29 protein-coding genes and 1 riboswitch are annotated in these 24762 nt (G+C 44.7%); of the genes, 17 read left to right on the top strand and 12 right to left on the bottom strand.

What is annotated here, in order from left to right:
* Window positions 1-207: 207 nt before the first annotated feature.
* Entirely contained in the window at window positions 208-1764 is a 1557-nt protein-coding gene (gene ahpF, locus DX073_RS13070) for an alkyl hydroperoxide reductase subunit F (protein ID WP_115008445.1), read from the bottom strand.
* Window positions 1765-2016: 252 nt separating this feature from the next.
* Between ahpF and DX073_RS13075 the strand changes: the two genes are divergently transcribed.
* Window positions 2017-2238: an HP1242/YdcH family protein gene (locus tag DX073_RS13075; protein WP_029103928.1), complete on the top strand. Its 222-nt coding sequence runs from the start codon at window positions 2017-2019 to the stop codon at window positions 2236-2238.
* Window positions 2239-2358: 120 nt separating this feature from the next.
* Here DX073_RS13075 and DX073_RS13080 read toward each other — a convergent pair whose 3' ends face one another.
* Window positions 2359-2961, bottom strand: coding sequence for a hypothetical protein (locus DX073_RS13080; RefSeq protein WP_115008446.1), 603 nt, complete (start codon window positions 2959-2961; stop codon window positions 2359-2361).
* Entirely contained in the window at window positions 2900-3031 is a 132-nt protein-coding gene (locus DX073_RS14825) for a hypothetical protein (RefSeq protein WP_258556968.1), read from the bottom strand. The genes DX073_RS13080 and DX073_RS14825 overlap by 62 nt, the downstream gene beginning before the upstream one ends.
* A gap of 385 nt (window positions 3032-3416) precedes the next feature.
* Between DX073_RS14825 and DX073_RS13085 the strand changes: the two genes are divergently transcribed.
* On the top strand, window positions 3417-3917 hold the full coding sequence (locus DX073_RS13085) for an Imm26 family immunity protein (protein ID WP_115008447.1): 501 nt from the start codon (window positions 3417-3419) through the stop codon (window positions 3915-3917).
* A gap of 56 nt (window positions 3918-3973) precedes the next feature.
* Here DX073_RS13085 and DX073_RS13090 read toward each other — a convergent pair whose 3' ends face one another.
* On the bottom strand, window positions 3974-4489 hold the full coding sequence (locus tag DX073_RS13090; RefSeq protein WP_115008448.1) for an SMI1/KNR4 family protein: 516 nt from the start codon (window positions 4487-4489) through the stop codon (window positions 3974-3976).
* Between the two features lie 154 nt (window positions 4490-4643).
* The gene (ahpC, locus tag DX073_RS13095) at window positions 4644-5210 is read right to left on the bottom strand and encodes an alkyl hydroperoxide reductase subunit C (RefSeq protein ID WP_115008449.1); all 567 of its coding nucleotides are present in this window, start codon (window positions 5208-5210) and stop codon (window positions 4644-4646) included.
* Between the two features lie 202 nt (window positions 5211-5412).
* On the opposite strand from ahpC, the gene DX073_RS13100 reads away from it, so the two are divergent.
* Window positions 5413-6309: a hydrogen peroxide-inducible genes activator gene (locus tag DX073_RS13100; RefSeq protein WP_115008450.1), complete on the top strand. Its 897-nt coding sequence runs from the start codon at window positions 5413-5415 to the stop codon at window positions 6307-6309.
* A 5-nt stretch (window positions 6310-6314) separates the two neighbouring features.
* Here the strand turns inward: DX073_RS13100 and DX073_RS13105 are convergent, their stop codons facing one another.
* Both DX073_RS13105 and DX073_RS13110 read right to left on the bottom strand, forming a co-directional pair.
* Entirely contained in the window at window positions 6315-6983 is a 669-nt protein-coding gene (locus tag DX073_RS13105; protein ID WP_115008451.1) for a M48 family metallopeptidase, read from the bottom strand.
* A 113-nt stretch (window positions 6984-7096) separates the two neighbouring features.
* A complete protein-coding gene (locus DX073_RS13110) occupies window positions 7097-7741 on the bottom strand; it encodes a YiaD family glycine zipper/OmpA-like lipoprotein (protein WP_115008452.1) in 645 nt (214 codons plus the stop codon).
* Between the two features lie 784 nt (window positions 7742-8525).
* On the opposite strand from DX073_RS13110, the gene DX073_RS13115 reads away from it, so the two are divergent.
* From DX073_RS13115 to minE, 6 genes are all read left to right on the top strand, one after another.
* Entirely contained in the window at window positions 8526-9482 is a 957-nt protein-coding gene (locus DX073_RS13115) for an acetyltransferase (protein WP_115008579.1), read from the top strand.
* Between the two features lie 77 nt (window positions 9483-9559).
* On the top strand, window positions 9560-9829 hold the full coding sequence (locus DX073_RS14555; RefSeq protein WP_115008453.1) for a hypothetical protein: 270 nt from the start codon (window positions 9560-9562) through the stop codon (window positions 9827-9829).
* On the top strand, window positions 9826-10932 hold the full coding sequence (locus DX073_RS13125) for a hypothetical protein (protein WP_220186763.1): 1107 nt from the start codon (window positions 9826-9828) through the stop codon (window positions 10930-10932). The genes DX073_RS14555 and DX073_RS13125 overlap by 4 nt, the downstream gene beginning before the upstream one ends.
* 263 nt (window positions 10933-11195) lie before the next feature.
* On the top strand, window positions 11196-12020 hold the full coding sequence (gene minC / locus DX073_RS13130) for a septum site-determining protein MinC (RefSeq protein ID WP_258556969.1): 825 nt from the start codon (window positions 11196-11198) through the stop codon (window positions 12018-12020).
* A 191-nt stretch (window positions 12021-12211) separates the two neighbouring features.
* Complete coding sequence (gene minD, locus DX073_RS13135; protein ID WP_029103918.1) at window positions 12212-13027, top strand: septum site-determining protein MinD; 816 nt, start codon at window positions 12212-12214, stop codon at window positions 13025-13027.
* Window position 13028: 1 nt separating this feature from the next.
* Complete coding sequence (gene minE / locus DX073_RS13140) at window positions 13029-13304, top strand: cell division topological specificity factor MinE (protein ID WP_029103917.1); 276 nt, start codon at window positions 13029-13031, stop codon at window positions 13302-13304.
* 91 nt (window positions 13305-13395) lie between these two features.
* Here minE and DX073_RS13145 read toward each other — a convergent pair whose 3' ends face one another.
* Both DX073_RS13145 and DX073_RS13150 read right to left on the bottom strand, forming a co-directional pair.
* Window positions 13396-13944 (bottom strand): Sua5/YciO/YrdC/YwlC family protein, encoded by a 549-nt coding sequence (locus DX073_RS13145; RefSeq protein ID WP_115008455.1) that lies wholly within the window; start codon window positions 13942-13944, stop codon window positions 13396-13398.
* Window positions 13945-14015: 71 nt separating this feature from the next.
* Complete coding sequence (locus DX073_RS13150) at window positions 14016-14696, bottom strand: elongation factor P hydroxylase (protein ID WP_115008456.1); 681 nt, start codon at window positions 14694-14696, stop codon at window positions 14016-14018.
* A 110-nt stretch (window positions 14697-14806) separates the two neighbouring features.
* Here DX073_RS13150 and DX073_RS13155 point away from each other — a divergent pair, with 110 nt between their 5' ends.
* From DX073_RS13155 to DX073_RS13185, 7 genes are all read left to right on the top strand, one after another.
* Window positions 14807-15358 carry a YceD family protein gene (locus DX073_RS13155; RefSeq protein ID WP_115008457.1) on the top strand — a complete coding sequence of 184 codons (552 nt, stop codon included), beginning with the start codon at window positions 14807-14809 and terminating at the stop codon, window positions 15356-15358.
* 174 nt (window positions 15359-15532) lie between these two features.
* Entirely contained in the window at window positions 15533-15715 is a 183-nt protein-coding gene (gene rpmF, locus DX073_RS13160) for a 50S ribosomal protein L32 (RefSeq protein ID WP_029103914.1), read from the top strand.
* Window positions 15716-16001: 286 nt separating this feature from the next.
* Complete coding sequence (fabD, locus tag DX073_RS13165) at window positions 16002-16949, top strand: ACP S-malonyltransferase (RefSeq protein WP_115008581.1); 948 nt, start codon at window positions 16002-16004, stop codon at window positions 16947-16949.
* Complete coding sequence (fabG, locus tag DX073_RS13170; RefSeq protein WP_029103912.1) at window positions 16939-17667, top strand: 3-oxoacyl-ACP reductase FabG; 729 nt, start codon at window positions 16939-16941, stop codon at window positions 17665-17667. The genes fabD and fabG overlap by 11 nt, the downstream gene beginning before the upstream one ends.
* 157 nt (window positions 17668-17824) lie before the next feature.
* A complete protein-coding gene (gene acpP, locus DX073_RS13175) occupies window positions 17825-18058 on the top strand; it encodes an acyl carrier protein (RefSeq protein ID WP_029103911.1) in 234 nt (77 codons plus the stop codon).
* Between the two features lie 404 nt (window positions 18059-18462).
* On the top strand, window positions 18463-18960 hold the full coding sequence (gene lysM / locus DX073_RS13180) for a peptidoglycan-binding protein LysM (RefSeq protein WP_115008458.1): 498 nt from the start codon (window positions 18463-18465) through the stop codon (window positions 18958-18960).
* Between the two features lie 255 nt (window positions 18961-19215).
* Window positions 19216-19308: riboswitch (TPP riboswitch) on the top strand.
* Window positions 19309-19393: 85 nt separating this feature from the next.
* Entirely contained in the window at window positions 19394-20635 is a 1242-nt protein-coding gene (locus tag DX073_RS13185; protein WP_115008582.1) for an NRAMP family divalent metal transporter, read from the top strand.
* A 337-nt stretch (window positions 20636-20972) separates the two neighbouring features.
* Here the strand turns inward: DX073_RS13185 and coaE are convergent, their stop codons facing one another.
* Window positions 20973-21620: a dephospho-CoA kinase gene (gene coaE / locus DX073_RS13190; protein WP_115008459.1), complete on the bottom strand. Its 648-nt coding sequence runs from the start codon at window positions 21618-21620 to the stop codon at window positions 20973-20975.
* A gap of 354 nt (window positions 21621-21974) precedes the next feature.
* On the opposite strand from coaE, the gene tsaD reads away from it, so the two are divergent.
* Window positions 21975-23009, top strand: coding sequence for a tRNA (adenosine(37)-N6)-threonylcarbamoyltransferase complex transferase subunit TsaD (gene tsaD, locus DX073_RS13195; RefSeq protein WP_115008460.1), 1035 nt, complete (start codon window positions 21975-21977; stop codon window positions 23007-23009).
* A gap of 88 nt (window positions 23010-23097) precedes the next feature.
* On the opposite strand, the gene DX073_RS13200 is transcribed toward tsaD, so the two are convergent.
* Window positions 23098-23745: a hypothetical protein gene (locus DX073_RS13200; protein WP_147279735.1), complete on the bottom strand. Its 648-nt coding sequence runs from the start codon at window positions 23743-23745 to the stop codon at window positions 23098-23100.
* Window positions 23746-24026: 281 nt separating this feature from the next.
* Entirely contained in the window at window positions 24027-24620 is a 594-nt protein-coding gene (locus DX073_RS13205) for a hypothetical protein (RefSeq protein ID WP_115008462.1), read from the bottom strand.
* Between the last annotated feature and the right edge of the window lie 142 nt (window positions 24621-24762).

Genomic DNA, 24762 nt, shown 5'->3' on the forward strand with positions numbered 1-24762 from the left:
ACTTAAGGGAGAAAGATTGGCATGCCCCATCAAGGCTCGATTAAGCCAAGTCTTGATGGGGCTTGGCTTTTTAATTGTTTCAGCCTGTTTTTAAAAATTAGCAGGTGTACAAAATTTTGACGCAAATGAACTATCTGCCAACAAAAAGCACACTTTATCAAGTGTGCTTTTTGGGTATTAGATCTTTAAATGCAAATCTTGAATCAATCAAGAATTCATCATGAGATACTCAAATGCCGACAGCCCTGCCTTTGAGCCTTCGCCCATGGCAATGTTGATTTGCTTATAAGGCACGGTGGTTACGTCCCCACAGGCAAACACCCCTGCCTTATTGGTGCGACATTTGACATCAATCTCAATCTCGCCATGAGCGGTAATATCGACCAAGCCCTTGACGACATCAGAGTTTGGCACCAGTCCGATTTGTACAAATACTGCCGATAGTGGCAAAGTTACATTCTCACCCGACACTCGGTCTTGATAGATAAGACTATCTACTTTACCGCCATTTGCTGTGATTTCCTGCGTGGCGGCGTTTTTGATGATTGTGATGTTGTCTTTGGCACTCGCTTTGTCAATCAGCACTTGGTCGGCACGCAGTTTATCGCCAAACTCTAACACGGTAACGTGAGCAACGATACCTGCCAAGTCCAACGCCGCTTCCACGCCCGAGTTACCGCCCCCGATGACCGCCACAGGCTTACCCTTAAAGAAGGGGCCATCGCAGTGTGGGCAATACGCCACGCCGTTGCCGATGTTTTCATCTTCGCCTTTGACACCAAGTTTACGCCATTTGGCTCCTGTGGCAATGATGAGCGTGCGTGAAGTCCAACTTGCCCCTGTGTTTAGGGTAACTTGATAACCGCCTTTGACTTCTTCGATAGACGATACGCTCACGTGTTCTTTAACGGTGATGTTGTATTCTTTAATATGTGTGGCAAGGTTGCTTGCCAAGGTGTTGCCGTTGGTAAGTGGGATTGAGATTAGGTTCTCAATGTCTTGGGTATCCTTGACTTGCCCGCCAATACGGTCAGCAACGAGTGCCACACGCAGACCCTTACGAGCGGTATAAATCGCCGCTGCACTGCCAGCAGGTCCACCACCGATGACGGTTACGTCTTGGGTTTCTAGCTCTTCGCTTTGACCTTCGGCAAGCAGGTCGGGGTACTCGGCTTGAAGTTTGTCGATGATACGGGCGGTATCAACTTTACCATTTAAAAATGGCTTACCGTTTAAAAACACCGCAGGCACGCCTTGAATGTTATTTTTTTCAACAAGTTCTGGGAACACGCCACCATCAATCATCTCGTTTTCAATGCCGTCATTTAACACGGCAAATTGGTTCAACGCTTGCACGACATCAGGGCAGTTGTGGCACGATAGCGAGACAAAGGTTTGGAATTTCAAAGGTTTTTGAATGCGTTTAACCAGCTCTTGAATGCCTTCGTCCAGCTTCATGGTATGACCGCCTGCGTGCAAAATGGCAAGTAGCAAGGACGTGAACTCATGACCGCCGGGGATGCCACTAAACACAATGCCCGTATCACGGTTGTCGGTGGCGATTTTAAAGCTCATGGACGACAGGTCAGTATCCACAACCGTTTTGTCAAAGCCGATTTTGTCCGAACAGCTTGCGATTTGTTCCAAAAAGTCCACCAATTCGGCACGTTTGGCATGGTCGCCTTGCCCCAAAATCATGGCAATGGGGCGGGTCATGTTGGTGCTGTAAGTTTTGATGGCATCAAGTAAAGATTTGTCTAGCATAGAGAACCTTATTGTATCATTGTCAATAAACTTGACTATATTATAAGGGATTTTTTACCATTGATGAAATTGAATGTTTTTAAGATGATATTTATCAAAGTCAATTAATTGAAAAAAGCCATAATTTTGCTTGCTTATACCGTCAATTCTTGCTAAGATAAAGCCATGCCAAATGAGTGGATTTGGTGGGTAGTTGCCATCAAATCAGCTGTTGGAATATTACTAACCCATTGATAAATCAGGAGAATTTTCATGTTCCCAGAATACCGTGAACTCATCACCAAACTAAAAACCGAAAATGATTTGCACTTTGTTAAGCTGTTTGATGAGCATAACGAGCTTGACGAAGAAATCACCAAGCTTGAAAATGACCCTGTTGCCGCCAACAGTCGTGCCGAAGAAATTGAAGGGCTAAAACGCAAAAAACTGGCTCTAAAAGATGAACTTTATCAGTATCTTTTGACCAAAGCATAATCAATCGCTCATTTAAGTGATAAAAAACACAGGTTGGATGACCTGTGTTTTTGTTTGGCTGTAATTTTTTGATGATAAAAAATCGCCCAACATATTGAGCGATTTTTGCGATTTATCAAATTAGCTGATGTTGCAACGAGCTTTTTCTTTGGTGGCAAAGTCTTCAATGAGTGCTTTCATCTTCTCGGGGGTGATGCTCTCTTGCATGGCAGCTTCTAGTTTTTGGTTGGCTTCGCTCTGACTCATCTCCACCATCTTGGCTTGGTCTTCTTCGGTCATGACGATAGGCTCGCCATCAATGCTCTCACCACGAGCCAGTTTTTCTTGTTGTTCGGTGTATTTTAGTACCTTTTGACCGACTTCGCTTTCATAGAATTTATCTGCTTCTTGGATACCTTCAACGCCAACAGCGTCCACAAGCGTCTGCTTGCTGGTCTCATGATAGGTCGCCTCGCCGTCTTTGGACATCAGACAAGCCCCTTGCTCTTCGGTGATGTCAGGATTGGTCTGTGCCAAATGCATGAGCGTGGACGCTTGCAAGATTTTGTTCATCATGGCGATGCTTGGTGAGTTATCCAAATTGACGTTGGTGGTCTTAGCAGGGGTAGTTTGGGCGGTCTCTGCGGTATTGGCAGGCTGTTCGGCTGGGGCTTCGGTCTTGCTACAAGCGGTCAGTAGGGTGGCAGACACGGTAACTGCCAATAGGGTGCGATAGAGTGTCATAAAATCGTCTGGTATTGTTAATTGAGTATACTTTTCTAGAAAGCCGTTCGTGGTGAGCTTGTCGAACCATAACGGTTTTCCTAGACTTCGACAAGCTCAGTCCGAACGGAAAACCTTAAAATCTATCTTTATTTAACAATACCAATCGTCTCAATGTTGTCAATGGAATGACTAAAAATGAAGAACAACAATTTTAACACACATTCACCAACTTGACCGATGTTTTTGTCATAAATAAAAACCGCCTAACCTGATGGCTAAGCGGTTTGGGTTGTTCTGCTTTTAGGGCAAATATTAGACCAGATTTTACCAGTTAGGATTGACTTTATTAAGATTTCGGTCAAAAATCATAAGAGCTGTTTGTAAATGATTGTGCTATACTAATGCAAATTGCAAACTTTGGGAGATGAGTGTAATATATCATAACTTCCGCTCAAAAATATAAGGAAAATATAATGAAAGATTTGAATTTAAAAGGTGGGGAGATATTTGCCATTCCATTATTTATCCCTTATGATACCGATGAAAAAAGATTTAGTGAGAAGTTTCATAAAGAGAAACAAGGGGATTATGTGTTTTGTCGTATCATTAGCGAAGAAATGGCAAAAAGTTATATAATAGAAGTTTTTAATAAAGTAGGCTCATTGGATACAAGTTTGGATGAGATATTAAAAGCACCTAGACTGCTTAACCCAATCCCTATAACAACAATGGGTATTCGCAACAAAAGATGGATTAAAATACACCAACAAGAGAATTACGATAAAGAGAGAGAATCCAATTATTCGGAAATTCAATTAGTTATTGGAGGTATTTCTGGTTTGCAACTATGGCAAAATGGAAAGACTGCACCAATCATACAAGAAGAAGCACAGTTTTACGAGTTTTTTCGATTTTGGTTTGCGTCACATTTAGAAAAAAGAATCAGAGAAATTTTGAACGTAAAAGAACCGTGATACTCCGTAGGGTACATGTCACGCACCTTGTGATTATTTTAAATGCAATATCTATTTTATAGGTTAATCCTTCTTTTGGGTTGTATATGCTCGCAAAATTCTTTAAAAGAAGGTGCTATGATTATTGCATTTTCATCATGATAATCAATATATTTTATCTCACCAGTTTGACCGTCTATACAAAAATCATTACCCGAAAAATTTGTGGCAAATATCACATCAAAATCAAGGATATCATCAATAAAATCAGAAAAGCCATGTCTATCAGTATTTGCCTCTATAATGCTGGTTAGATATTCTGATTTTTCTTTATCTCCAATTTTTGGCATATAATAAAAGCTAGATATCTCGATGGGTAGATATAAATCATTTTCTATTTTATAAAATACATCTCTATAAAAAAATGCCCCATGATGAAATAAACCGCCATTATTTAACAGATAAAAATCAATAAAGTCTTGCCGGCCAAGAAAATTATTTGGAATGATCTCCTCAATATCCGCCAAATTAATGCTTTTCCAATGTTGAGTAAAGATAATATTTTTATTCAAAAATAAATTTCTGTTATTCATCATCGATGACCTTAATTTATAGTCCGTAGGGTGTACCACACACCGTTTATTATTGATTTTGAGCTTTGCACACCAAAACTTGCCCCCTTATATTAACACGCTTTTAATAAAAAATCCGCCCAAATGAGCGGATTTTTAAACCTAAACGGATTGATTAGATTTTACCAACTAGGTCTAGGCTTGGCTTCAAGGTCTCTTGGCCTGCTTCCCAAGCGGCTGGGCAGACTTCACCGTCATTTTCACGCACGTATTGGGCAGCTTTGACTTTACGAATCATGTCTTTGGCAGAGCGACCGATACCTAGGTCGTGAATCTCGGCAACTTTGATAAGACCGTCTGGGTCTACCAAGAAAGTACCACGCAATGCAGCATGCTCTTCTTCAATCATGATGTTAAAGCCACGAGTGATTTTACCAGTGCCGTCGCCTAGCATTGGGTATTTTACTTTACCGATGGCAGGAGATGAATCGTGCCATGCTTTGTGAACAAAATGACTGTCGGTAGATACGGCATACACTTCCACGCCAAGACCTTGTAGCTCTTCGTAGTGGTCAGCCATGTCTTCAAGCTCAGTTGGGCATACGAACGTAAAGTCGTGTGGGTAGAACATGAAGATAGACCATTTGCCTTTGGTGTCTTCTGATGAGATGGTTTTGAACTCGCCATTTACAAAAGCTTCGGTGGTAAATTCTGGAATCTGTTGGTTGATGATAGCAGTCATATTGTCACCTATGGTTTGTTGTTAAAAATGTCAATGTGATGAGCGTTTGAAGCTTACTCATCAAAGGATAAAATCCTTAAAGTCATTACATGATAACAAAAATTAACGGTTTATCCAGTTAAAAGTTTTAAATAAAAGGTTTTGTTTTATCAAACTTAGGTGTAAAATAGCAGGTACGATTTTTTAAAATAAGGAATGCGTGATGATTACCCTGCGTCAGTTAGAGTTCGCCCTTGCCGTTGCCAAGCACAAGCATTTTAAACGTGCTGCCGAAGAGTGTAACATTTCCCAATCTGCCCTAAGTCTTGGTATTGCCGAGCTTGAAAAACAGCTAGACACGCAGATTTTTGAGCGTAACAACAAGCAGGTGCTAATCACGCCCATTGGCGAAGAGCTGTTGGAGCGAGCCCAGCGAGTATTTAGCGAGATTAATGACCTAACGACCCGAGCCCATAGCCATCAGTTGCCCCTTGCCTACCCCATGACGATAGGCATTATCCCGACCATCGCCCCGTATCTGCTTCCCAAAGTGTTGCCAACGCTCAAAGACAAGCACCCCCAGTTTGAGATTGCGGTGACCGAAAAACAGACCGAACGTCTGTTAGAGCAGGTGCGTTATGGGCATATTGACACCGCCATCGTGGCTCTGCCTTATGCTGTTGATGGGTTGCATGCCTTTGAATTTTGGGCGGAGAATTTTTATGCCATTTTCCCCAAGGACAGTAAGCACGACAAAGCGAGTATTTCAAGCACGGAGCTGTTTGAAAATGACGTGTTACTACTGGGTGAGGGGCATTGTTTGACCGACCAAGTGCTGTCGGTTTGTACCATGAATAAAAACGAGCTAAAATCAGGCTTTTCTGATGCCACGCTCAACACGCTCATTCAGATGGCAAAAGTGGGCATGGGGACGACCCTAGTGCCTAAGATGGCGTTAGAGCAAATCGGCGATGACGTGACCGCCTTACCCCTAAATGAGACAGGACCCCACAGACGATTGGCGTTCGTCACTCGCCTAAACTATGCACGGGTCAATGACGTCAAAATCCTAAGCGAGATTTTTAATGAAGCCTTAACCGCCCACGAAGCCAAAGGCTAAGCCAATTAAGGCTTGCCTTTTAGCAAATTATGCCATGTCTGATAGTCAGGCATGGCTTTTTTGACTTCATGCCAAAAGGCAGGGCTGTGGTCGGGATGGATAAGATGGCACAGCTCATGCACAAAGACATATTCGGTGCAGGGGTAGGGGTAGGCGAGCAGATAAGTGGATAGCCAAATGCGAGCTTCATGGGTGTTGCAACTGCCCCAGCGAGTGTGCATTTTCTTGGTGCGAATCTCATCGGCAAAGCGACCGACCACAGGCTGCCATGTGTCTGCCAGAGCAGGCAGGCGAGCTTTGAGTTCATGCTCATAGATGGCAAGTCGGCAGGCGTGGGGGTCTTGGCGTTGCTGTTTTGATAGCCTGATGGAGTGCTGTGTTAGATAATCTGCCATGTCAAAAGGCTCGCCCCACAGCTTGGGATGGGCATGGCTTGGGCTGTGGTCGGCGTGGGTGTGTTTGCGTTTGTGGGCGTGAGCCATTGCCCATGCGGACTTGGACATGATAAGGCGGTGGATGTCATCATCAGACAGATGACGTGGCACGCTGACAGCAAAGCAGGGGCGAGCGTTTATGAATGTTAGGCGAAAATTGACGTTTTTGACGGCTTTTTTGTGGATGATGAGCGTGATGTCATGTTTGTCAAAATGGGCGAATAAATTGGTGTGGGGCATGGGTGGTGATGTATTGGGTTTAAAAATATTTTAACATGATGGCTTTTAAAAAGAAAAATTAAAAACAAAAAACAGGTCACGTACATGACCTGTTTTGGCTTATCCAAAAAGGATTAGTTCACGCTTTGCGGGGCTAGGATGGTAAGCTCAACACGGCGGTTTGGCTCATAACTGCTACCAAACTGAGTGGTTGCACCACGTCCAATAGCACTGATGCGGCTGGCACTCACGCCTTGACCTGCTAGGTAGTTAGCAACAGCAGCGGCACGGTTTTGTGATAGTACTTGGTTGGCGTTGGCGTTACCTTCGATAGACGCATAACCGTTTACCATAACCGTGGTTTGGTTGTATTGGTTTAGGGTGCTCGCCACTTGGTTTAGGGTGTTGTACGAGCTAGGCTTGATGTCATATCTGCCAACATTAAAGGTAATCGCCTCTGGGATAGACAAGTTAATGTTGTTGGTGACAGGGTCTCTTTGTACTTCAATGCCTGTACCTGCGGTTTGCTGTCTTAATTTGGCTTCTTGCTTGCTCATGTAAGCACCAACACCTGCACCGATGGCAGCACCGATGGCAGCATCACGACCTGTTTTTTCACCGCCAGTTGCCTTAGAGATGGCAGCACCTAGGGCAGCACCGCCCAATGCACCAAGACCTGCTTTTTTGGTGGTGTCATTCACGCCTGTGGTGCCAGTGCTGGCACAGCCTGCCAAAATCATGCTTGCAGAAACGGCGGTGATGGTAAGAATTTTTTTCATGGGATGCTCCTATTAGAGATGGTAAAATGAAAGTCCTCAAATGCGGTTTGGGCTTAACTTTGATATGAGTGTTTAAATATTAAAATCTAAACAGATATTTAAACCAAGCCCAAACCAGTTGATGAGACTATTATGCCGTAAAAAACTCTCTTATTTGTTATAAGTATGTAGTTAATCGGTTATTTTAATTGTAAAAATGGACTGGTATTTTGCACAATCGCCCTAAAACAGGGGCAATTCTTACTTAGGGCGTGCCTACCCTTGATAACATTTTTATAAAATAAGATGGAAATTTGATAATTTTAATCCATTTTTGCATGAAAAATGGCTAAATCTTGTTTTTCATCGTCAAAAACTTGTCTGATAGAATGACTATCAGCCTACGTTTTTTCCTTGAAAAACGGGCGATTTTTCTCATTTTTCATTGCAAATACCAAAGGCAGGCACGCCCTAAAATTGCAACAATTTTGGTAAAATTGTATCAAAATTTGTCAAAATGGGCGGTTTTTACCAAGATTTTTTTACTTATTTTAAATAATAATGATGGCAAAATCGGCTTATTTGTTTTCAAAGTCATTTTTTAAAAAAGCCTTTGAAAACTTTGATAATTTTTAATTATTTTTTTGATGTTTTTGATTATTTTGATAAAAATTTGCTAAAATAGTGCATAATAATACACCCATCATCAAGCGACATCGGGGTGCGGTTGGTACTTATCCTGATGGGCTGATGACGAGTAGATTTTGACACAAATTGTTACATTTATCTGATGGGCGGTTTTCGTATGCATAAAAATAACCCTAATACCACCTCCTTTTTTCAAAAAATCCATGACAAACACCCCAAACTTGCCCAAAAACTCCGCCTAGGTACGGGGCTTGGGACGATGGTTGCTAACAGCGTGGCAATCAGCGTGCCGTTATATGGGGCGGGGCTTGCCAAGATGCTTGGCTCAAAGCAGGGCGATAAGGCGGTACTATCTATCGCCAATCACTGGATTAACACCAACAACCGCCTGCTAGATACGCTCATGCCAAAGCGTGACTGGCGGATATCGGTGCCTGACGACCTAAAAAAAGACGGGCGGTATCTGCTCGTGTGCAACCATCAGTCATGGGTGGATACAAGCGTGGTGCAGTATGTGAGTGAGTCACGGTTGCCGATTACTCGATTTTTTGCCAAGCATGAACTGCTCTATATTCCTATCGTGGGGCAGGCGTTTTATTTTTTGGATTTTCCGATGATGAAACGCCACTCTAAGGCACAAATCGCCAAAAATCCTGCCCTTGCCACTCGGGATTTGGAAGAAGCCAGACGTGCCTGTGGACTGCTCGCTGACAAGTCATTTGTTCTGCTCAACTACCTAGAAGGCACACGGTTTAGCAAAGACAAACACGCCCGCCAAAACTCGCCTTATCAGCACCTATTAAAGCCCAAAGCAGGGGGCTTTGCCTTAGCCATCGCCAGTTTGGGCGATAAGATAGATGGCATACTGGACATGACGGTGGTCTATCCTGATGGCGTGCCCGACTATGGCGAGCTGTGGGCAGGTAAGATGACCCGTTTGGGGGTGGACATTCGTCATCTGGACATGGATGAGCGGTTATTTGCTGATTTAAAAGATGGCAAATACGACAGCGATGAGACGGTCAAGGCGGAGCTGTTTGACTTTTTGGATAAGGTGTGGACTGTCAAAGATGAGCGAATTGGGCAGATGATGCGTGAGTTTGAGCAGGTCTAGCATGGCTTAAAATGCCAATCTTAGCTTAAAATTCTAACCTATTGATTTGTCAGTGATTATTTTTCATGGTGGGGTAGATGATATTTGCCCCATATCCTATACCCAACAAACCTGATATTTACCACAGGTTTGTAGGGATTGGCTCCACACATCTTTTAATATTGTCATTTTTAGGGGCGTGTTCAGCACGTCCCTACATCCAAACATCTTGCGTTTGTGGTAATTTTGAAGTTTTTTGGGTGTATAAAGCTAAAAACAAGACAGAAAAACCAAACCTTTTAAAACCGCCCAAAAAGTTTTACAATACCCCAATGTTTACAAGTTTAATCATAGCAAAAACACCATGAGTAGCAAACACACCCCCGAGTTGTCCGACCTAGAAATCCCCCAACCGTCTGATGTGCCAGACGATGTCATTCCGCTCTTTGGCACGGACAAAGACGAGCGAGAGCCGACCGCTAAGCAAAGTCGCACCAAAATCATCTACGATGTCGGCATGCTTATCCTGCTGGTTATTGACCTGTGTTTGATATTTGCCGATAACATTTTGATGAGCGGACTTGTGACCAAACTTGCCGAATGGGGTGGATTTAGTGGCATGCTTAGTGCTTATCAAGAGCGATATCATGTTAGTTTATCCGCCATTGGGGGAATGTTTACGCTGTTTTGGGTGAGTGAGCTGTTGGTGCGGTGGCTACTTGCCATCAAACGTCGCACTTATTATCGTTGGTTCTTTTTTCCCTTTGTGCATTGGTATGAAGTGCTGGCGTGTTTTCCCATGCTTCGTGCGTTAAGACTACTGCGAGCAGGGATTATCATCAAACGCTTGCATGACACAGGCGTGATGGTCATTCCCAAAAAGTGGATAACATCCGCCCAGTTTTATTATCATGTTATCTTAGAAGAACTCTCGGACAGGGTGATTTTGACCGCCATTGACAACTTTCGTGAGCAGATGGCACAGTCCAAGACACATGGCACGCTGATTCAGACGACCATTGACCGTAACCGTGCTGAGTTTGAGAGCGTGGTGCTTGATTTGCTTCGCCGTGAGCTTGCCCCGAAGTTACAGCAGGCGTTTTTGGCACAGACAGGGCAACAGCTCTCGCATGACATCGGCACGTCCGTTGAGCAGGCACTGCTTGACACGCCTGAGCTAAGACGTTATCTTAAACTCATTCCCATCGCAGGGGGCATGATAGAGTCGCAGATTACGAGTGTGGGTCGTCATATTGGCGAGAATGTCACCATGGCGGTCAATGAGCATTTGTTTGATGAGAAAACCCTAGACGCCCTGATGGTCAATGTCGCCAAAGGGGTGGCAAGCATTGATACCACACACCCACAACTACAAAAGCTCGTGAGTGGGGTGATTGATGACGCTCTAAATGCCTTTGAAAAGCAAGTCAAAGTCCAGCAGTGGAAACATAAAGAGCAGTTGCATTTATAAAAGGGTGCTTTAATCTCAATTTAAAGTTACAACTTATTGATTTTTCAATGATTATTTTTTAGATTGTGGGGATGAATTACATTCGTTCTTGATAAATCAATCGCTTATACAAAGTGAGGGTGGGGTAAAGGATTCATCATTTTGCCAAATAAACCCGTGCCACTCATCACTAAAAATGCCAAAATCGCCACCCAAAGGCGATGATTTTGCCCCAAAACAGCAAAAAAAATGGTAAAATTGGCAAAATTTTAGGTGATGATGTTATGAAACCGATTACTTTATTTGGCAAAATGCTCAGTTTTAGCCGTCTAAAACTGCACACTGACGACCTGACCGCCATTCAAGATGAACTAAGTGTTCTATTAAAAGACAACACGTCCGTGCCTGTGGTGCTAGACAGTGAGTGTAAGCTTGATTTGTCGGCATTGGTTGAGATGTTGTGGCAGATGGGCGTACAGCCGATAGGTGTGGTTGATGGCGTGCTAAGTGAGCAGGCAAACGCCCTGCGACTGGCGACTTTTCCTGCCGATGGCAAACGCATGGAGCGTATCAAGCCGACCGATTCACGTCCTGCCCCTAGAAAGGCGGACAATACGAACGCTAATAACGCCCAGTCATCAGAAGCTAAGCCATCAGGACAAGCAGGCGAGTCCGCCAATCAGCCGACAGCCCAAAAAGAAGCGACCGCCACCCAAACCCAAACTGCTCCCCTAGGGTTGGACACTGCCGATAACACCTCCAAACAAGAGCAGGGCGTCACCAGTAGCGTACACAGCCAAATGCTTCGCTCAGGTCAGAGCCTGCAACATTTGGGCGGTGATTTGATTGTCATTGGTGGGGTCAATAAAGGGGCAGAAGCCATTACTGACAACAGTTTGCACATCTATGGACATGGACAAGGGCGACTGGTGGCAGGGGCGACAGGCGACAAACACGCCCGCATTTTTTGCCAAAAGTTCAACCCCACGCTGGTCTCAGTGGCGGGCACCTACTGTCTTAGCGACGCCATTCCGCCTGAGATGATAGATAAGGCGGTGCAAGTCAGCTATGATGAAGATAAGGGGCTTATCTTTACGCTCATGGCATGATGGGTTTGGTTTATCATTGTTTAAAATTATGGTAAAATAGATAAATTTTTTCTAAATCTTGACTGGTAGTAAATCATTGATGAATTAGGGTAAAAATGACAGCAATGATAAAAAAGACAGTTGAGCACAAAGTATTTTTTAAATTGCTAAATTACTAAATGTAGCAATACCAAATTATAAGGAGTTGCCCTGTGGCAAAAATCATCGTAGTAACATCAGGTAAAGGCGGTGTGGGCAAAACCACCACCAGTGCGTCTTTTGGGGCAGGTCTGGCAGAGCGTGGTTATAAGACGGTCATCATCGACTTTGACGTGGGTTTGCGTAACCTTGACCTTATCATGGGCTGTGAGAACCGCATTGTTTATGACTTTGTGGATGTCATTAGTGGTAATGCCAAGCTCTCACAAGCACTGGTCAAAGACAAACAGCAGGAAAATCTGTACATTTTGCCTGCCTCGCAAACCCGTGACAAAGACGCCTTAACCGATGAAGGCGTGGCGGCGGTCATGAAAGAGCTGTCTGATGAGCTGGGCTTTGACTACATCATCTGCGACAGTCCGGCAGGGATTGAGCGTGGGGCGCAGCTTGCCATGTATCACGCCGATGAAGCTTTGATTGTCACCAACCCAGAAGTATCGAGCGTGCGAGATTCTGACCGTATCATTGGTATCTTGCAGTCTCGCACCAAACGTGTCGAAGAAGGTGGTAGCGTCAAAGAACATCTCATCATCACTCGCTACAACCCAGAGCGTGCCGCTCACGGTGAGATGATGGGCATTGATGACATTGCCAATGACATTCTAAAAGTGCCACTCATCGGCGTCATTCCAGAGTCGAATGCCGTGCTAGAAGCGTCAAACCACGGTCAGCCTGTCATTTATTTTAAAGACTCGGCAGCAGGTCAATGCTATGATGACATCGTGGCACGATTCTTGGGTGAAAACCGTCCTTTGCGTCACATTGATGTCAAAAAGAAAGGTTTCTTTGCTAAGTTGTTCGGGGGCTGATATGAAAAAAGGATTTTGGAGTACGTTATTTGGTGGGGGCGATGAGCCAACCAGTGCGTCTATCGCCAAAGACCGCCTAAAAGTCATCGTCGCAAGCCACGACCGCCTAAACACTCGCTTAACCCCTGAGCGTGTGGATGAGATGAAGCGTGAGATTTTGGCGGTGGTCAATAAATTCATCAGTGGCGTACAGATTGATGATGTCAATATCAAACAGCGTCATGAAGAAAGCCTTGATGTGCTTGAAATGAACATCAATTTGCCCGACCGCAAATAACAGGCAAGACGGATAAAAAGGTGCGATTTGCACCTTTTTGTTTTTTAAAATTGGCATTATTGAGTTAAGGTTTGGATGTTAAAAATAAATCCTAACCCATCAAATCAACCACGCTTATCTCAATATCATCAATCACGCCTACATCCACAAAGATGTCTGCTTGTGAGTCTAATTTGTCTGTGATGTCATAATGCTCGCTGACAGGCTCGCCTTGATAGACGAGTGGAGCGATAAAAAATGGCTCGCCAATTTGCTCTAACAGTGCCGTCATCACGGGCGTGGCGGACGTGGTAAAGCGAAGTGATTTTTTGCTGATGATTTTTTTATTGACCGCTTTGGTCGGCTCCAAGATAAAGGCGTGATGGGGCGTAAAGTCGCTTTTTAGGGTGCGAAAAGCATCATTTGCTACGACCGCCACGTCCGACAGCTGACTGATGTTTTGGCACACCAACAGCAAATCGGACTCATCTAGTCCCAGACGCACCAAGCGTTCAAAGGCGTCTTTGGCATTCATCCCAAAGGCGAAACGATAGCCACACTCGGTCGGTGTGATGATGACTTTGCCTGATGATAAGGCAGTTGCCGTTTCGTCTATCAGGCGGGGTTGGGGGTTGTCGGGATGGATATAGAGTGTTTTCATGGATTGTCCTTATAAATTGATAATGTGTTAGATGGGTTTTCGGGGGCAAATGATATTTATAAATTCCTCGTTTACCTTACCATATTCATGTCTAAACACACCCAAATCAGGCGTTTGGCATCTTTGGATAAAAGGCAAGACGGTGCGTGTGGATTTTGCAAATAGGCATGAGCTTGGGCGTACACGTCTGTGGCAAAGGTGCTGTTTGATGTGTCAAAATCGGCATTTAGGTTGTCCGCTGAGACATAAAAATACCGCCCCAATGCCAATGACAGCAGGCATTCGATGGCTTGGGGTTTGATTTCTACTTTCTCAAACTGGCGTTGGGTCATCTCATCTCGCCCGTCAGGACAGTACCAGTAGCCAAAATCATCAAGTCCCCTGCGTGTTGCCCCTGCCACGCACCAATGGCTTATCTCATGCAACGCACTTTGGAAAAACCCGTGAGCGAACTCAATGCGAGCAGGCATGCCGTCTTTGCCAGCAAAGTATTCAGGTTCGCTCTTACCACGTACAAGTAGGGTCGGCATGGCGCTGTGCTGATAGAGATGATTAAATAGAGCGATGAGCCAGTCGGTCTGTTCATGCTCATCATCGCTTAGGGTTTGCCATGTCTGTTTTAGCGTGCGATATGTCTCATCAAAACGGCACACGTCTGCCACGCACGCCTGTATGGTTTTGTCATCATAAAAGGCTTGCCAGAGTGATGTTTGGGCGTGCAGACCCAGCTTGCTAAAATCAGTGGTGCTCATGGGGTGTTATCTGAATCTAAAAACAAAAATTATACCACGCTCCACAAATTTTGCGTGAATTTTGGCAGGTTTTATGAAATAATAAGCCAAATTTTTATGATGATGACAAGATGACCGCACCCACGCACCAATCGGGTACACTACCCCAAAACATCGCCTTTGACAAATGGGCAGACATCGGCTTTACATGGCAGGGCGATGTTCCTGTGACTGCCTTGCCACGCCTAGCAGGGCAGGTTATCGCTAGTGATGATGTGCTAAGCGTTGCCTTGATGCTCGCCCGACAAGACAAAATCCTGTGGCTAACCTATGATGTCAAAGCGGTGCTGTCCGTGGCGTGCCAACGCTGTCTTGACTCCATGTCTGTGGATGTCTCGGGCAATTACCGCATGGCAATCTTAGAGAGCGAAAACAAGATTGGCTACCTAGAAGCCCTAGATGAGACGGCAGATTATGTCCTGCTAGATGAGATTTGTCCCGATGACAAAAAAATGCTCCCTGTGGCGGACATGCTAGAAGATGAGCTACTGCTTGCCATTCCGCTCTCGCCACGCCATGATGACTGCGACATGCACACGGACAGCGTGGGCGACGTGGCGGACGAACCTGCCGAAAACCCCTTTGCCGTGTTGGGGCAGTTAAAGGGTAAACTGTCGGGCTAAGCAATATTTTGTAAATTTTGCAAAAATGGGCTTTTAAAATGTCAAATTTTTGGTATAATAGGGCGTTTAATGTATCTGCACCCATTTGATTAGGCGAAAATGATGCTACCGCCACAGATACCCACTTTCATTAAATTTGGCAGTCATTTGCCGTACTTTATTTTAGGAGCTATCATGGCAGTTCAACAAAACCGCAAAAGCCGTTCACGCCGTGATATGCGTCGTTCTCACGACCGTATCAGCGTTGCCACTCTAAGCATTGATTCTACCACTGGCGAAAAACACATTCGCCATCATGCGACCAAAGACGGTTTTTACCGTGGTCGTCAGCTATTTAAAGTAGCCGCCGAAAGCTAATTTGTTTGGTTTCTACCTTGTAAAAACCAAGCCTAAGCCAAGTTCCATGACCGCATGAGCTTGGCTTTTTTATTTTAAATTATTGATGACTATCAGTAGGATTTGCCTGCTTTTATGGTGCAGTTTGCTTTAAACAAGAGCTGTTTTATAAAAATGGTTATCGGACATTAAATTGTAAAAAATTTGTTTGTAAATTTAATCGATAATTTGTAAACAAATGTTTATTATTTATGGTAAAATGATACGTTCATCAGCGTGATGAATGTTTGATAAAAAATGGTGTAACATGACAACAAAACGTGTGGCAGTGATTTTCCCTGGTCAAGGGTCGCAGACCATTGGCATGATGGATGAGCTTGCCGAGCATTTTAGTGTGGTAAAGACTACGTTTGACGAAGCAAGTGGTGCGTTGGGCGTGGATTTGTGGGAGATAACCCATGATGAGAGCCGTCTTAATAAGACCGAATTTACTCAGCCTGCTCTGCTCACAGCGAGCGTGGCGATTTGGCAGATTGTCAAAGACAAACTCTCGGCACAGGGGATAACACCGCTGTGCTTGGCAGGGCATTCGCTTGGTGAGTACTCGGCACTGGTGGCAAGTGGCGTGCTTAGCCTGACAGATGCGGTCAAGCTCGTGCATGAACGTGGTAAGCTCATGACAGGGGCGGTGGCAGGGATAGACACGCAGATGGCGGCGGTGCTGGGGTTGGGTGATGAGCAGGTTGCCAGTCTGTGCGAAGATGCTACCGAAAACGCAGGCATTGTGGGTCCTGCCAACTTTAATAGCCCCGGACAAGTGGTGATTGCAGGCACACAAGTGGGTGTGAGCCATGTGCTGTCAGCGGTGGAGTCACTGGGCAAAAAGGCGGTGCCACTCAAAGTCTCTGTGCCGTCGCACTGTGAGCTCATGAACCCTGCCAGCGACGCATTGGCAAAACTTTTGGATGCGACCGAATTTGCCACCGCCCAAATCCCCGTCATCCAAAACCGTCATGCCCAAGTGCATAAGCATGCCAGCGACATCAAGACCGCTCTCACCGAACAGCTCTCCATGCCGGTGCTGTGGTCACAAACCATGCAAAAACTTGCCGACAAGCAAATTGATGTTGTGATTGAGTGTGGGCCGGGCAATGTCCTGTCTAACCTTGCCAAACGTCAAGAGACGCCGATTGTCGCTTTGCCGACGGACAAATTAGCACGTTTAGAAAAATTGGAGCAATTACATGAGTCGTAAGATTATCCTAGTCACAGGGGCGAGCCGTGGTATCGGGCGTGCCATTGCCGAGCAGTTTGCCAGCGAAGGGCATTTTGTCATTGGTACCGCCACCAGCGAGCGTGGGGCAGAAGCGATAGAAGAGTATCTGTCCGAGTCGGGCGGTATCGGGCGTGTGCTTGATGTCTGTGATGATGCGGCGATTGATAAGCTCTTTGAAGAGATTGATAGCGTGTATGGTTCGGTCAATGTACTGGTTAATAACGCAGGCATTACCAAAGATGGTCTGCTCATGCGTATGAAAGATGAAGACTGGGCGAGCGTGCTTGACACCAACTTGACCGCCATCTATCGCATGAGTCGCCGTGCGGTGCGTGGCATGATGAAAGCCCGCTCTGGGCGTATCATTAACGTCACATCCGTGGTCGGGCAGATGGGTAACGCAGGTCAGACCAACTATGCCGCGTCCAAGGCAGGCGTGGAGGGCTTTACCCGTGCGTTGGCTCGTGAGATTGGCTCTCGTGGGGTTACGGTAAACTGTGTCGCCCCTGGTTTTGTCGAGACAGACATGACCGAAGAGCTAGACGAGCGTTTGGTAAACTCCATGTTGGACGCTGTACCGCTTGGGCGTATGGCTCAGCCTGAGGAGATTGCCGCGGCGGTGTCGTTTTTGGCAAGTGATGGGGCAAGCTACATCACAGGCGAAGTGCTGGCGGTCAATGGTGGCATGTACATGTGATTTGTCACGTGTACGTCACGATTTTATGTAAATTTGTGAACGAGCGTACTAATAGCACTTGCATAAATGACAAAAATGTTTTATCATACACAAGTTTTCAGTCATCAAATCATTGGTGCTGATTTTCTTAAATTCCCATGTTAAAAAGGATACTCTTATGAGCGATATCGAAGCCAAAGTAAAAGCAGCCGTTGCCGAGCAACTTAGCCTAAATGCTGACGAGATTAACAATGCAGCGTCTTTCATGGACGACCTAGGTGCAGACTCTCTTGACCTAGTGGAGCTTGTGATGGCGTTTGAAAATGAGTTTGGTATTACCATTCCTGACGAAGATTCAGCTGAGCTAACCACTGTTCAAAAAGCCATTGACTACGTGTCTGCCAAAGTGTAAATTAGGTAGAAGTCAAACACACGCCACTTTTTAGTTTTAAAAAGTGGTTTTTTTATTAGGGCGTGCCTGCCTTTTGTATTTGCAATGAAAATCACGAAAAACCGCCCGTTTTTCAAGGAAAAAGTGAAGTTTGATAGTCGTTCTATCAAACGAGCTTTGCCTTCGAGCCACAAGATTTAGCCATTTTTCATGCAAAAACATTGTTTTATTTCTAAAACATTTCTATATTTTAAATTGTGTTATAAAGGGCAGGCATGCCCTACATAAGTATAACAATTCTACGCATAAATACAGTGCAAATTTTTATCATTTTATACTAAGATGGTAAGGAGTTTAAGGATGGTTGCTAGACAAATCATCTAAACGTCAACACACTTTCTATTAAATCCAAATAAGGAGCCATCATGGGTATTTTTAGTTTTGCCAAAGACATCGGCGATAAAGTATTTAACCGTAACAAAAAAGAAGAATCAGCCCCAGCCTCAACCCCTGTGGCGACACCGTCAGCTCCTGCCGAGCCAACCGCCCAAGAGATTGCCAATTTGCTACTTGCTCGTGTGCAAGCTAACGCTAGCATTGACGGCTTAAAGGTCAGCTACAATGGCGACACTGACACGGTAGTACTAACAGGTGTGGCCGCCTCACAAGCCGACCGTGAAAAAGCGGTACTTGCTGCTGGTAACGTTCAGCACGTTGCCCAAGTAGACGACCAATTAACCGTAGCGACCCCTGAGCCTGAATCTCGTTTTTATACCGTCAAATCAGGCGATACCCTATCTAAAATTGCCAAAGAAATGTACGGCAACGCCAATGATTACAACAAAATCTTTGAAGCGAATCAGCCACTGTTATCTGACCCTAACAAAATCTATGTGGGACAAGTGTTGCGTATCCCTGCTTAATTATCAGCAGAAATCATAAACACCTTGATGCACATCAAGGTGTTTTTTTATGCTAAAAATTGGCAAAATTAGGTATTGTTCAATAAAGATATATTTTAAAATTGAACGTGTAGGGGCGAATTATATTCGCCCAAAAATCAATACGTTATCACAGGGCAAATGTGATTTGCCCCTACAAATCCACCCAAAGGTATAGTTAATTAACAATACCCAAAATTATATTGTCAAGTTGGGTGAAATTTTATACAATAACCGCTCCATTAGTCGGGGTGCTGTCTATGACGGCTGAGAAATACCCGTGAACCTGATACAGTTAATACTGGCGTAGGAAACTAATCGTGTCATTCTTATTGTCTTTATCCTTGGTGGTTATCATCAAGGTAGTTTTTGGTGTGGACGGTCATGGGTTGCCCTTTATTTATCGGGGTTTATCATGACAACCAAACTCACTTCTTTATCCACACCACCCAAATCCACATTTTTTAGCCAATATGGGCCCGGTATCATCATGGCGTCGTCCTGTGTGGGCGGTTCGCACATCATTGCGTCCACGCAGGCAGGCGTGTATTATGGCTGGCAATTGGCAGGACTGATTGTACTGGTCAATGCCTTAAAATACCCCTTTTTTCGCCTTGCCTTTGACTATGCCAACCAAAACGACAAAACGCTACTTATGGGCTATGCCGAGCGTGGGCGTGGCTATCTCATGCTGTTTTTGGTGTTTAATATGTTCGCCACGGTCGTCAATGTCGCAGGGGGTACACTACTGTCAGCGGTACTGCTTGGCATGATGATGGGGCAGGGCGTGCCGTTGCCAATGTTAAATGCGATTATCATGATAAGTTTTGTTTGGCTTATCTTTGGCAAGCAATACCAAAAACTTGACCACATCTCCAAATTTATCATGCTTGCCCTAAGTGTCATCACGATGGTTGCCCTTGTCATGGTCATGGCAAATCCCACACCGCCCACCCCTGTGTCGCCCCCGTCCCCGTGGGTGTGGAGTGCCGTGCCGTTTTTGGTGGCACTGATGGGCTGGATGCCTGCTCCGATGGAGCTTAGTGTGTCAAGCTCGCTGTGGGTTGCCGAAAAAAACAAAATCAACCCTGACTATAAGCACCGCTATCGCCGTGATTTTAATGTCAGCTATGCTGTGAGTGTGGTGCTGGCACTTATGTTTATGGCGTTGGGGGCGATGGTGGCGGTAGGCGATGGCGAGCCACTACAAGGCGGTAAATTTGTCGGTGAGTTTGTGGGTATGTACGCCCACGCCATTGGCGAGTGGACACGTCCGCCCATGCTGTTTGTAGCGTTTGTGTGTATCTACGGCACGACAATCGTGGCGGTGGACGGCTATTCACGAGGCAATCAGCAGGCGGTGGCAATTTTACAAAACAAACCGCTTGACGACAACACCCAACAAAAGCACCTTCGCTACTGGACATTAGGCTCGCTGTTGATGGCGGGGGTGGTCATTGGGCTGTTTGGGGGTATGGTGGGTAAGATGATTGCCTTTGCCATGACTTTGTCGTTTTTGTTCGCCCCTGTGTTTGCGTGGTTAAATTGGGGCTTACGGCATAAATGCTCGCCCCAACCTGTGTGGGTAAATGTGCTGGCGTATGCAGGGCTGTTGTATTTGGTGGCGATGGTGGGGCTGTATTTGGGTAGTCGCTGATTTGCCAAATATTTGTTTGGTGGTAGGGTGTATATCATGTACCAATATGATTTTTTTATTTAAAAGGTGCGTGGTGCGTACCCTACTCTTTAACCATATTTATTGTCATAAAATGGATAAAAACAAAACCACAAACTTGGGGGAGTTTGTGGTTTCATAGGGGTTTTGCTACTTGCGTTATCCATAAGGGCTTCCATAATATCAGCTCTCGTCCATGTTGGCTTATCCATTTGCCATATCCTTGCTGATGGGTGTATTATGCCAAAATCTAGCCCCTAAGAAAATACGCCAATGTCATCAATGCGTGTAAGCATTTGCTTACAAGGTGATTTTTAAATCATTTATCTTTTGCCAAATCGTTTGCCATAGCCAGATATTTTTGATGTAACACGTTGATTTGACGGTGTAAATTATCCAAACTGCCTGTATTATCTATCACGTCATCGGCATAAGATAGGCGTACATCTCGGCGGATTTGCTTATCAATGATTGCCAAAATGTCCTTATCGCCCTGTCCGTCTCGTCTGCTGGCTCGCTGTATTTGTAGCTCTATCGGCACGTCCACGACCAAAATCCTATCGCAAAAGGCGGTCAAGCCTTTATCATCGCCCTTGATACTCTCTAACAACAGCGGGGCGGATAATATGGCGTAGGGGCTACTGGCGTGGTCAAGCTCGTGCTTGATTTGGGTGCGTATGGCAGGGTGGGTGATGGCGTTTAGCGTGGCAAGTTTGGTAGGGTCGGCAAAGACAAGCTCACGCAGGTAAGTTCGGTTAAGCACGCCGTCTGTAAGAATATCCGCCCCAAAGGCGTGGGCAAGCTCGTCTAACACAGGCGAACCCTTGGCGGTGATGGCGTGGCTGATAACATCAGCGTCTATCACGTCTATGCCGAGCGTGGCAAAATGGTCGCTCACGGCAGTTTTTCCGCTACCGATACCGCCTGTTAAGCCGATGATAAGGGGGGATTTGGGGGTGTTTGGCATGGTTTGTCTTTTTAAATGATAAAAGGATATTTATAATCAAAGAACTTTCAAATTACCACAAATTTATGATGTGTGGGTGTAGGGGCGTGCTGAGTACGCTTATAAAAATTGGTTTGTTGTCAAAGGACATACGGAGCCAGTTCCTACAAAGCCGTGGTAAATATCAAATTCGCTGGGTGTAGTTTATAATAAAGGTTTGGCAATTGGTAGGGGTAGATTGTGATTTTTAAATAATCTTAATGTTATCAGTGATTTATAAAATAAAATTTAACATATTAAAAATCAAAAATCTTTATCTAAATGTCAATCATCTAAAAAATGCTATAATACCCCAAATTTTTGGAAAAAGAAATTATGAAAGTATTAGGTTTAGAAACGTCCTGTGATGAGACAGGACTTGCCATTTATGACAGTGAATTAAACGGCGGTCAAGGTGGGGTGCTTGCCCAAGTGTTATATAGCCAGATTGAGCTACACGCCACTTATGGCGGGGTTGTGCCTGAGCTTGCCAGTAGAGACCACATTCGCAAACTCGTACCATTATTTAATGAGCTACTGGATAAAGCAAATATCGCCAAATCCGACATTGATGCGGTCGCCTACACCAAAGGACCGGGGCTGATTGGGGCACTCATGACAGGGGCGTTATTTGGGCGGACGCTTGCCTATGGGCTTGGCGTGCCCGCCATTGGCGTTCATCACATGGAAGGGCACCTGCTGGCTCCGATGATAGAAAATGATAAGGGGGTCAATTTTCCGTTTGTCTGTCTGCTTGTTTCGGGCGGTCATACCATGCTGGTGCGAGCAGACGGCGTGGGGCGGTATGAGATATTGGGCGAGAGCATTGATGATGCGGTGGGTGAGTGTTTTGATAAAGCCGCCAAAATGCTCGGTCTGCCTTACCCTGGGGGACCGAACGTGGAGCGACTTGCCAAAGGGGGCAACCCCCATGCCTATGACTTGCCACGTCCGATGATGGGTCGTGGGCTAGATTTTAGTTTTAGTGGCATGAAAACAGCCGTGCATAATCTCATTAAGGACACGGCAGGGAGCGACAGCGACCCTGTGGTGCGGGCGGACATCTCAGCAAGTTTTCAGTATGCGGTGGTGGATACGCTGGTCAAAAAATGTATCAAAGCCCTAAAACAAACAGGGCTAAAACAGCTTGTCATCGCAGGGGGTGTGTCTGCCAATGCGAGCCTACGCACGCATTTAGAAACCGCCCTTGCCAAAATAGGGGCGAGCGTACATTATGCTCCCTTGCACCTATGCACCGATAACGGGGCGATGATAGCCTATGCAGGGTACTGCCGTCTTAGCATGGGGCAGACGGATGGTTTGGCGGTGGCGTGCGTGCCACGGTGGAGTATGGAGAGCCTAAGCGTGTGAAAGGCTTAGGCTTGTAAGGAGTCTTAAATACTATTGATGATGTGGGGGTTTATATTCAATCTCGCCCCACACCCTCAATATTAAGCAATCATTTTTTGCGATTGGCTTTTTTAATTAGCTCTTTGGCGTTTCGGTGCGTCATCATCTGTGAGATTTCTTTGTCCTGTTCAGGTAGTTTTGCACCGAAATAATAGCCTCTTTCTAACACTAAAAAATCATAATAACCATCAATCTCTCCCAAAAATACCGTACAGAGATGATTTTTTGAGCGATTGGAACCCGCCATCATTTCATCTATGGTAGTAACGTTCGCATCACCTGAAAAACAGTACATATAGGAATCTTTAGATGCCTTTAATGTAGGTTTGATTGGTTTTTTAGTGTTATTTAAAAAATATTCCCTATGACCATACACAAACGTTGATGGAATGATTTTTTTGTCTTTTTCATCAATGATGACCGCCATTTTATAGGTTTTGTTATTATAAGGTCGATATTCGATGAGTTTTAAATCTTTGGCAAAATTCGGAGACTTGATGTCATGAGCGGTCTTTAAAATTTCATTCACCACAGGCTGTGCACAGAAGTTAAAGGGCTGGTGCTGACTGTCAAGGGTCTCGATCTTCAAATAGATGTCATCTTTTGAATAGCACTGAATGTGATAGCTGTTCATGGTTTTTTGGGGGATGTTAGAGTGAATGTCGTACCAATACGACTCATCAGCATGACTCATCATTGCCAAAGCCATCATCAAGGTGCAAAAAATAATTTTGGCTCTGGTTTAAAAAGTATGCTACAAAGAAAACCGTTCGTGGTGAGCTTGGGAAACCTAACGGTTTTCCTACCCGCAGGCAGGCTCAGGGCGAACGGAAAATCTAGTTCAGCATACTTTTTTAGACCACTACCATAATTTTTTTTCATAAAAAATCCTAAGTGTTTACGCTTTAATATGCCTTTTCATTTAAAAGGGGGGTGTGCTAGGCATTCTGCAGCATTTAAAAAGCCCCTTAATTAAAATTACCTCACCATTTTCAGATAGTCCTTGGCTTTGATGAGTTCATCTGATGTAAATTCTTTGTCGCCATATTTGTCAAAACTGCTACATACATACCGCAACTCATCATCCATGTCATATTCCACCATCGCCCTTGTGACAATTTGCCCTTCTTGTTCGTAACTATCAAACCATGCGTAGGGCTGATGCAGACAGAAAGTGTTACTTTTTTTATTTGAAATGACCTTTGGGGCTCTTTTGGGGTAGGTTTGCTTTTCCTCAATGCTCCAATCAAACCAAGCAAATTGCGGATAAAGATAGATGGATTTTGCTTTATCATCAATGACAAAGATGTCCGTGATGGGGGAGTTTTTTCCTTGATAAAATAGCTGTACTAGCTTTTTATTTTGGGCGAAATTCGCTATCTTTAACTCTTTACTTTTGCCGATAATTTTGGAAATTTCTTTTTTATCAGTCGTGCAGTAATTTTTGCCACCGCCTGTGGTACAACCGTGTAATTTATAGCCATCAATCGTGGCAGTGTCATTGGCGTGTGCGTTATTGGCATAAGCTGATAAACCAATAACCATTAAAGACAATAAAAAACATCTTTTCATTACTAAATCCTTTAAATCAAAATTACAATATTTTGGTGAATTGGTGGTGAAATCAGTGTTTGAATAATTCGGGTGCTTTATTTAATAAATATAACGTGAATTTGATAAGCGTTATTTTACCATATCAAATAATAGACTTCCT

It is taken from the genome of Moraxella lacunata (genome assembly GCF_900453205.1).
Taxonomy (GTDB): domain Bacteria; phylum Pseudomonadota; class Gammaproteobacteria; order Pseudomonadales; family Moraxellaceae; genus Moraxella; species Moraxella lacunata_B.

Coding starts and splice junctions, on each gene's coding strand:
- ahpF (WP_115008445.1), bottom strand. CDS start 1,764: ATGCTAGACAAATCTTTACTTGATGCCATCAAAACTTACAGCACCAAC.
- DX073_RS13075 (WP_029103928.1), top strand. CDS start 2,017: ATGTTCCCAGAATACCGTGAACTCATCACCAAACTAAAAACCGAAAAT.
- DX073_RS13080 (WP_115008446.1), bottom strand. CDS start 2,961: ATGACACTCTATCGCACCCTATTGGCAGTTACCGTGTCTGCCACCCTA.
- DX073_RS14825 (WP_258556968.1), bottom strand. CDS start 3,031: ATGGTTCGACAAGCTCACCACGAACGGCTTTCTAGAAAAGTATACTCA.
- DX073_RS13085 (WP_115008447.1), top strand. CDS start 3,417: ATGAAAGATTTGAATTTAAAAGGTGGGGAGATATTTGCCATTCCATTA.
- DX073_RS13090 (WP_115008448.1), bottom strand. CDS start 4,489: ATGAATAACAGAAATTTATTTTTGAATAAAAATATTATCTTTACTCAA.
- ahpC (WP_115008449.1), bottom strand. CDS start 5,210: ATGACTGCTATCATCAACCAACAGATTCCAGAATTTACCACCGAAGCT.
- DX073_RS13100 (WP_115008450.1), top strand. CDS start 5,413: ATGATTACCCTGCGTCAGTTAGAGTTCGCCCTTGCCGTTGCCAAGCAC.
- DX073_RS13105 (WP_115008451.1), bottom strand. CDS start 6,983: ATGCCCCACACCAATTTATTCGCCCATTTTGACAAACATGACATCACG.
- DX073_RS13110 (WP_115008452.1), bottom strand. CDS start 7,741: ATGAAAAAAATTCTTACCATCACCGCCGTTTCTGCAAGCATGATTTTG.
- DX073_RS13115 (WP_115008579.1), top strand. CDS start 8,526: ATGCATAAAAATAACCCTAATACCACCTCCTTTTTTCAAAAAATCCAT.
- DX073_RS14555 (WP_115008453.1), top strand. CDS start 9,560: ATGATATTTGCCCCATATCCTATACCCAACAAACCTGATATTTACCAC.
- DX073_RS13125 (WP_220186763.1), top strand. CDS start 9,826: ATGAGTAGCAAACACACCCCCGAGTTGTCCGACCTAGAAATCCCCCAA.
- minC (WP_258556969.1), top strand. CDS start 11,196: ATGAAACCGATTACTTTATTTGGCAAAATGCTCAGTTTTAGCCGTCTA.
- minE (WP_029103917.1), top strand. CDS start 13,029: ATGAAAAAAGGATTTTGGAGTACGTTATTTGGTGGGGGCGATGAGCCA.
- DX073_RS13145 (WP_115008455.1), bottom strand. CDS start 13,944: ATGAAAACACTCTATATCCATCCCGACAACCCCCAACCCCGCCTGATA.
- DX073_RS13150 (WP_115008456.1), bottom strand. CDS start 14,696: ATGAGCACCACTGATTTTAGCAAGCTGGGTCTGCACGCCCAAACATCA.
- DX073_RS13155 (WP_115008457.1), top strand. CDS start 14,807: ATGACCGCACCCACGCACCAATCGGGTACACTACCCCAAAACATCGCC.
- rpmF (WP_029103914.1), top strand. CDS start 15,533: ATGGCAGTTCAACAAAACCGCAAAAGCCGTTCACGCCGTGATATGCGT.
- fabD (WP_115008581.1), top strand. CDS start 16,002: ATGACAACAAAACGTGTGGCAGTGATTTTCCCTGGTCAAGGGTCGCAG.
- fabG (WP_029103912.1), top strand. CDS start 16,939: ATGAGTCGTAAGATTATCCTAGTCACAGGGGCGAGCCGTGGTATCGGG.
- acpP (WP_029103911.1), top strand. CDS start 17,825: ATGAGCGATATCGAAGCCAAAGTAAAAGCAGCCGTTGCCGAGCAACTT.
- lysM (WP_115008458.1), top strand. CDS start 18,463: ATGGGTATTTTTAGTTTTGCCAAAGACATCGGCGATAAAGTATTTAAC.
- DX073_RS13185 (WP_115008582.1), top strand. CDS start 19,394: ATGACAACCAAACTCACTTCTTTATCCACACCACCCAAATCCACATTT.
- coaE (WP_115008459.1), bottom strand. CDS start 21,620: ATGCCAAACACCCCCAAATCCCCCCTTATCATCGGCTTAACAGGCGGT.
- tsaD (WP_115008460.1), top strand. CDS start 21,975: ATGAAAGTATTAGGTTTAGAAACGTCCTGTGATGAGACAGGACTTGCC.
- DX073_RS13200 (WP_147279735.1), bottom strand. CDS start 23,745: ATGATGAGTCATGCTGATGAGTCGTATTGGTACGACATTCACTCTAAC.
- DX073_RS13205 (WP_115008462.1), bottom strand. CDS start 24,620: ATGAAAAGATGTTTTTTATTGTCTTTAATGGTTATTGGTTTATCAGCT.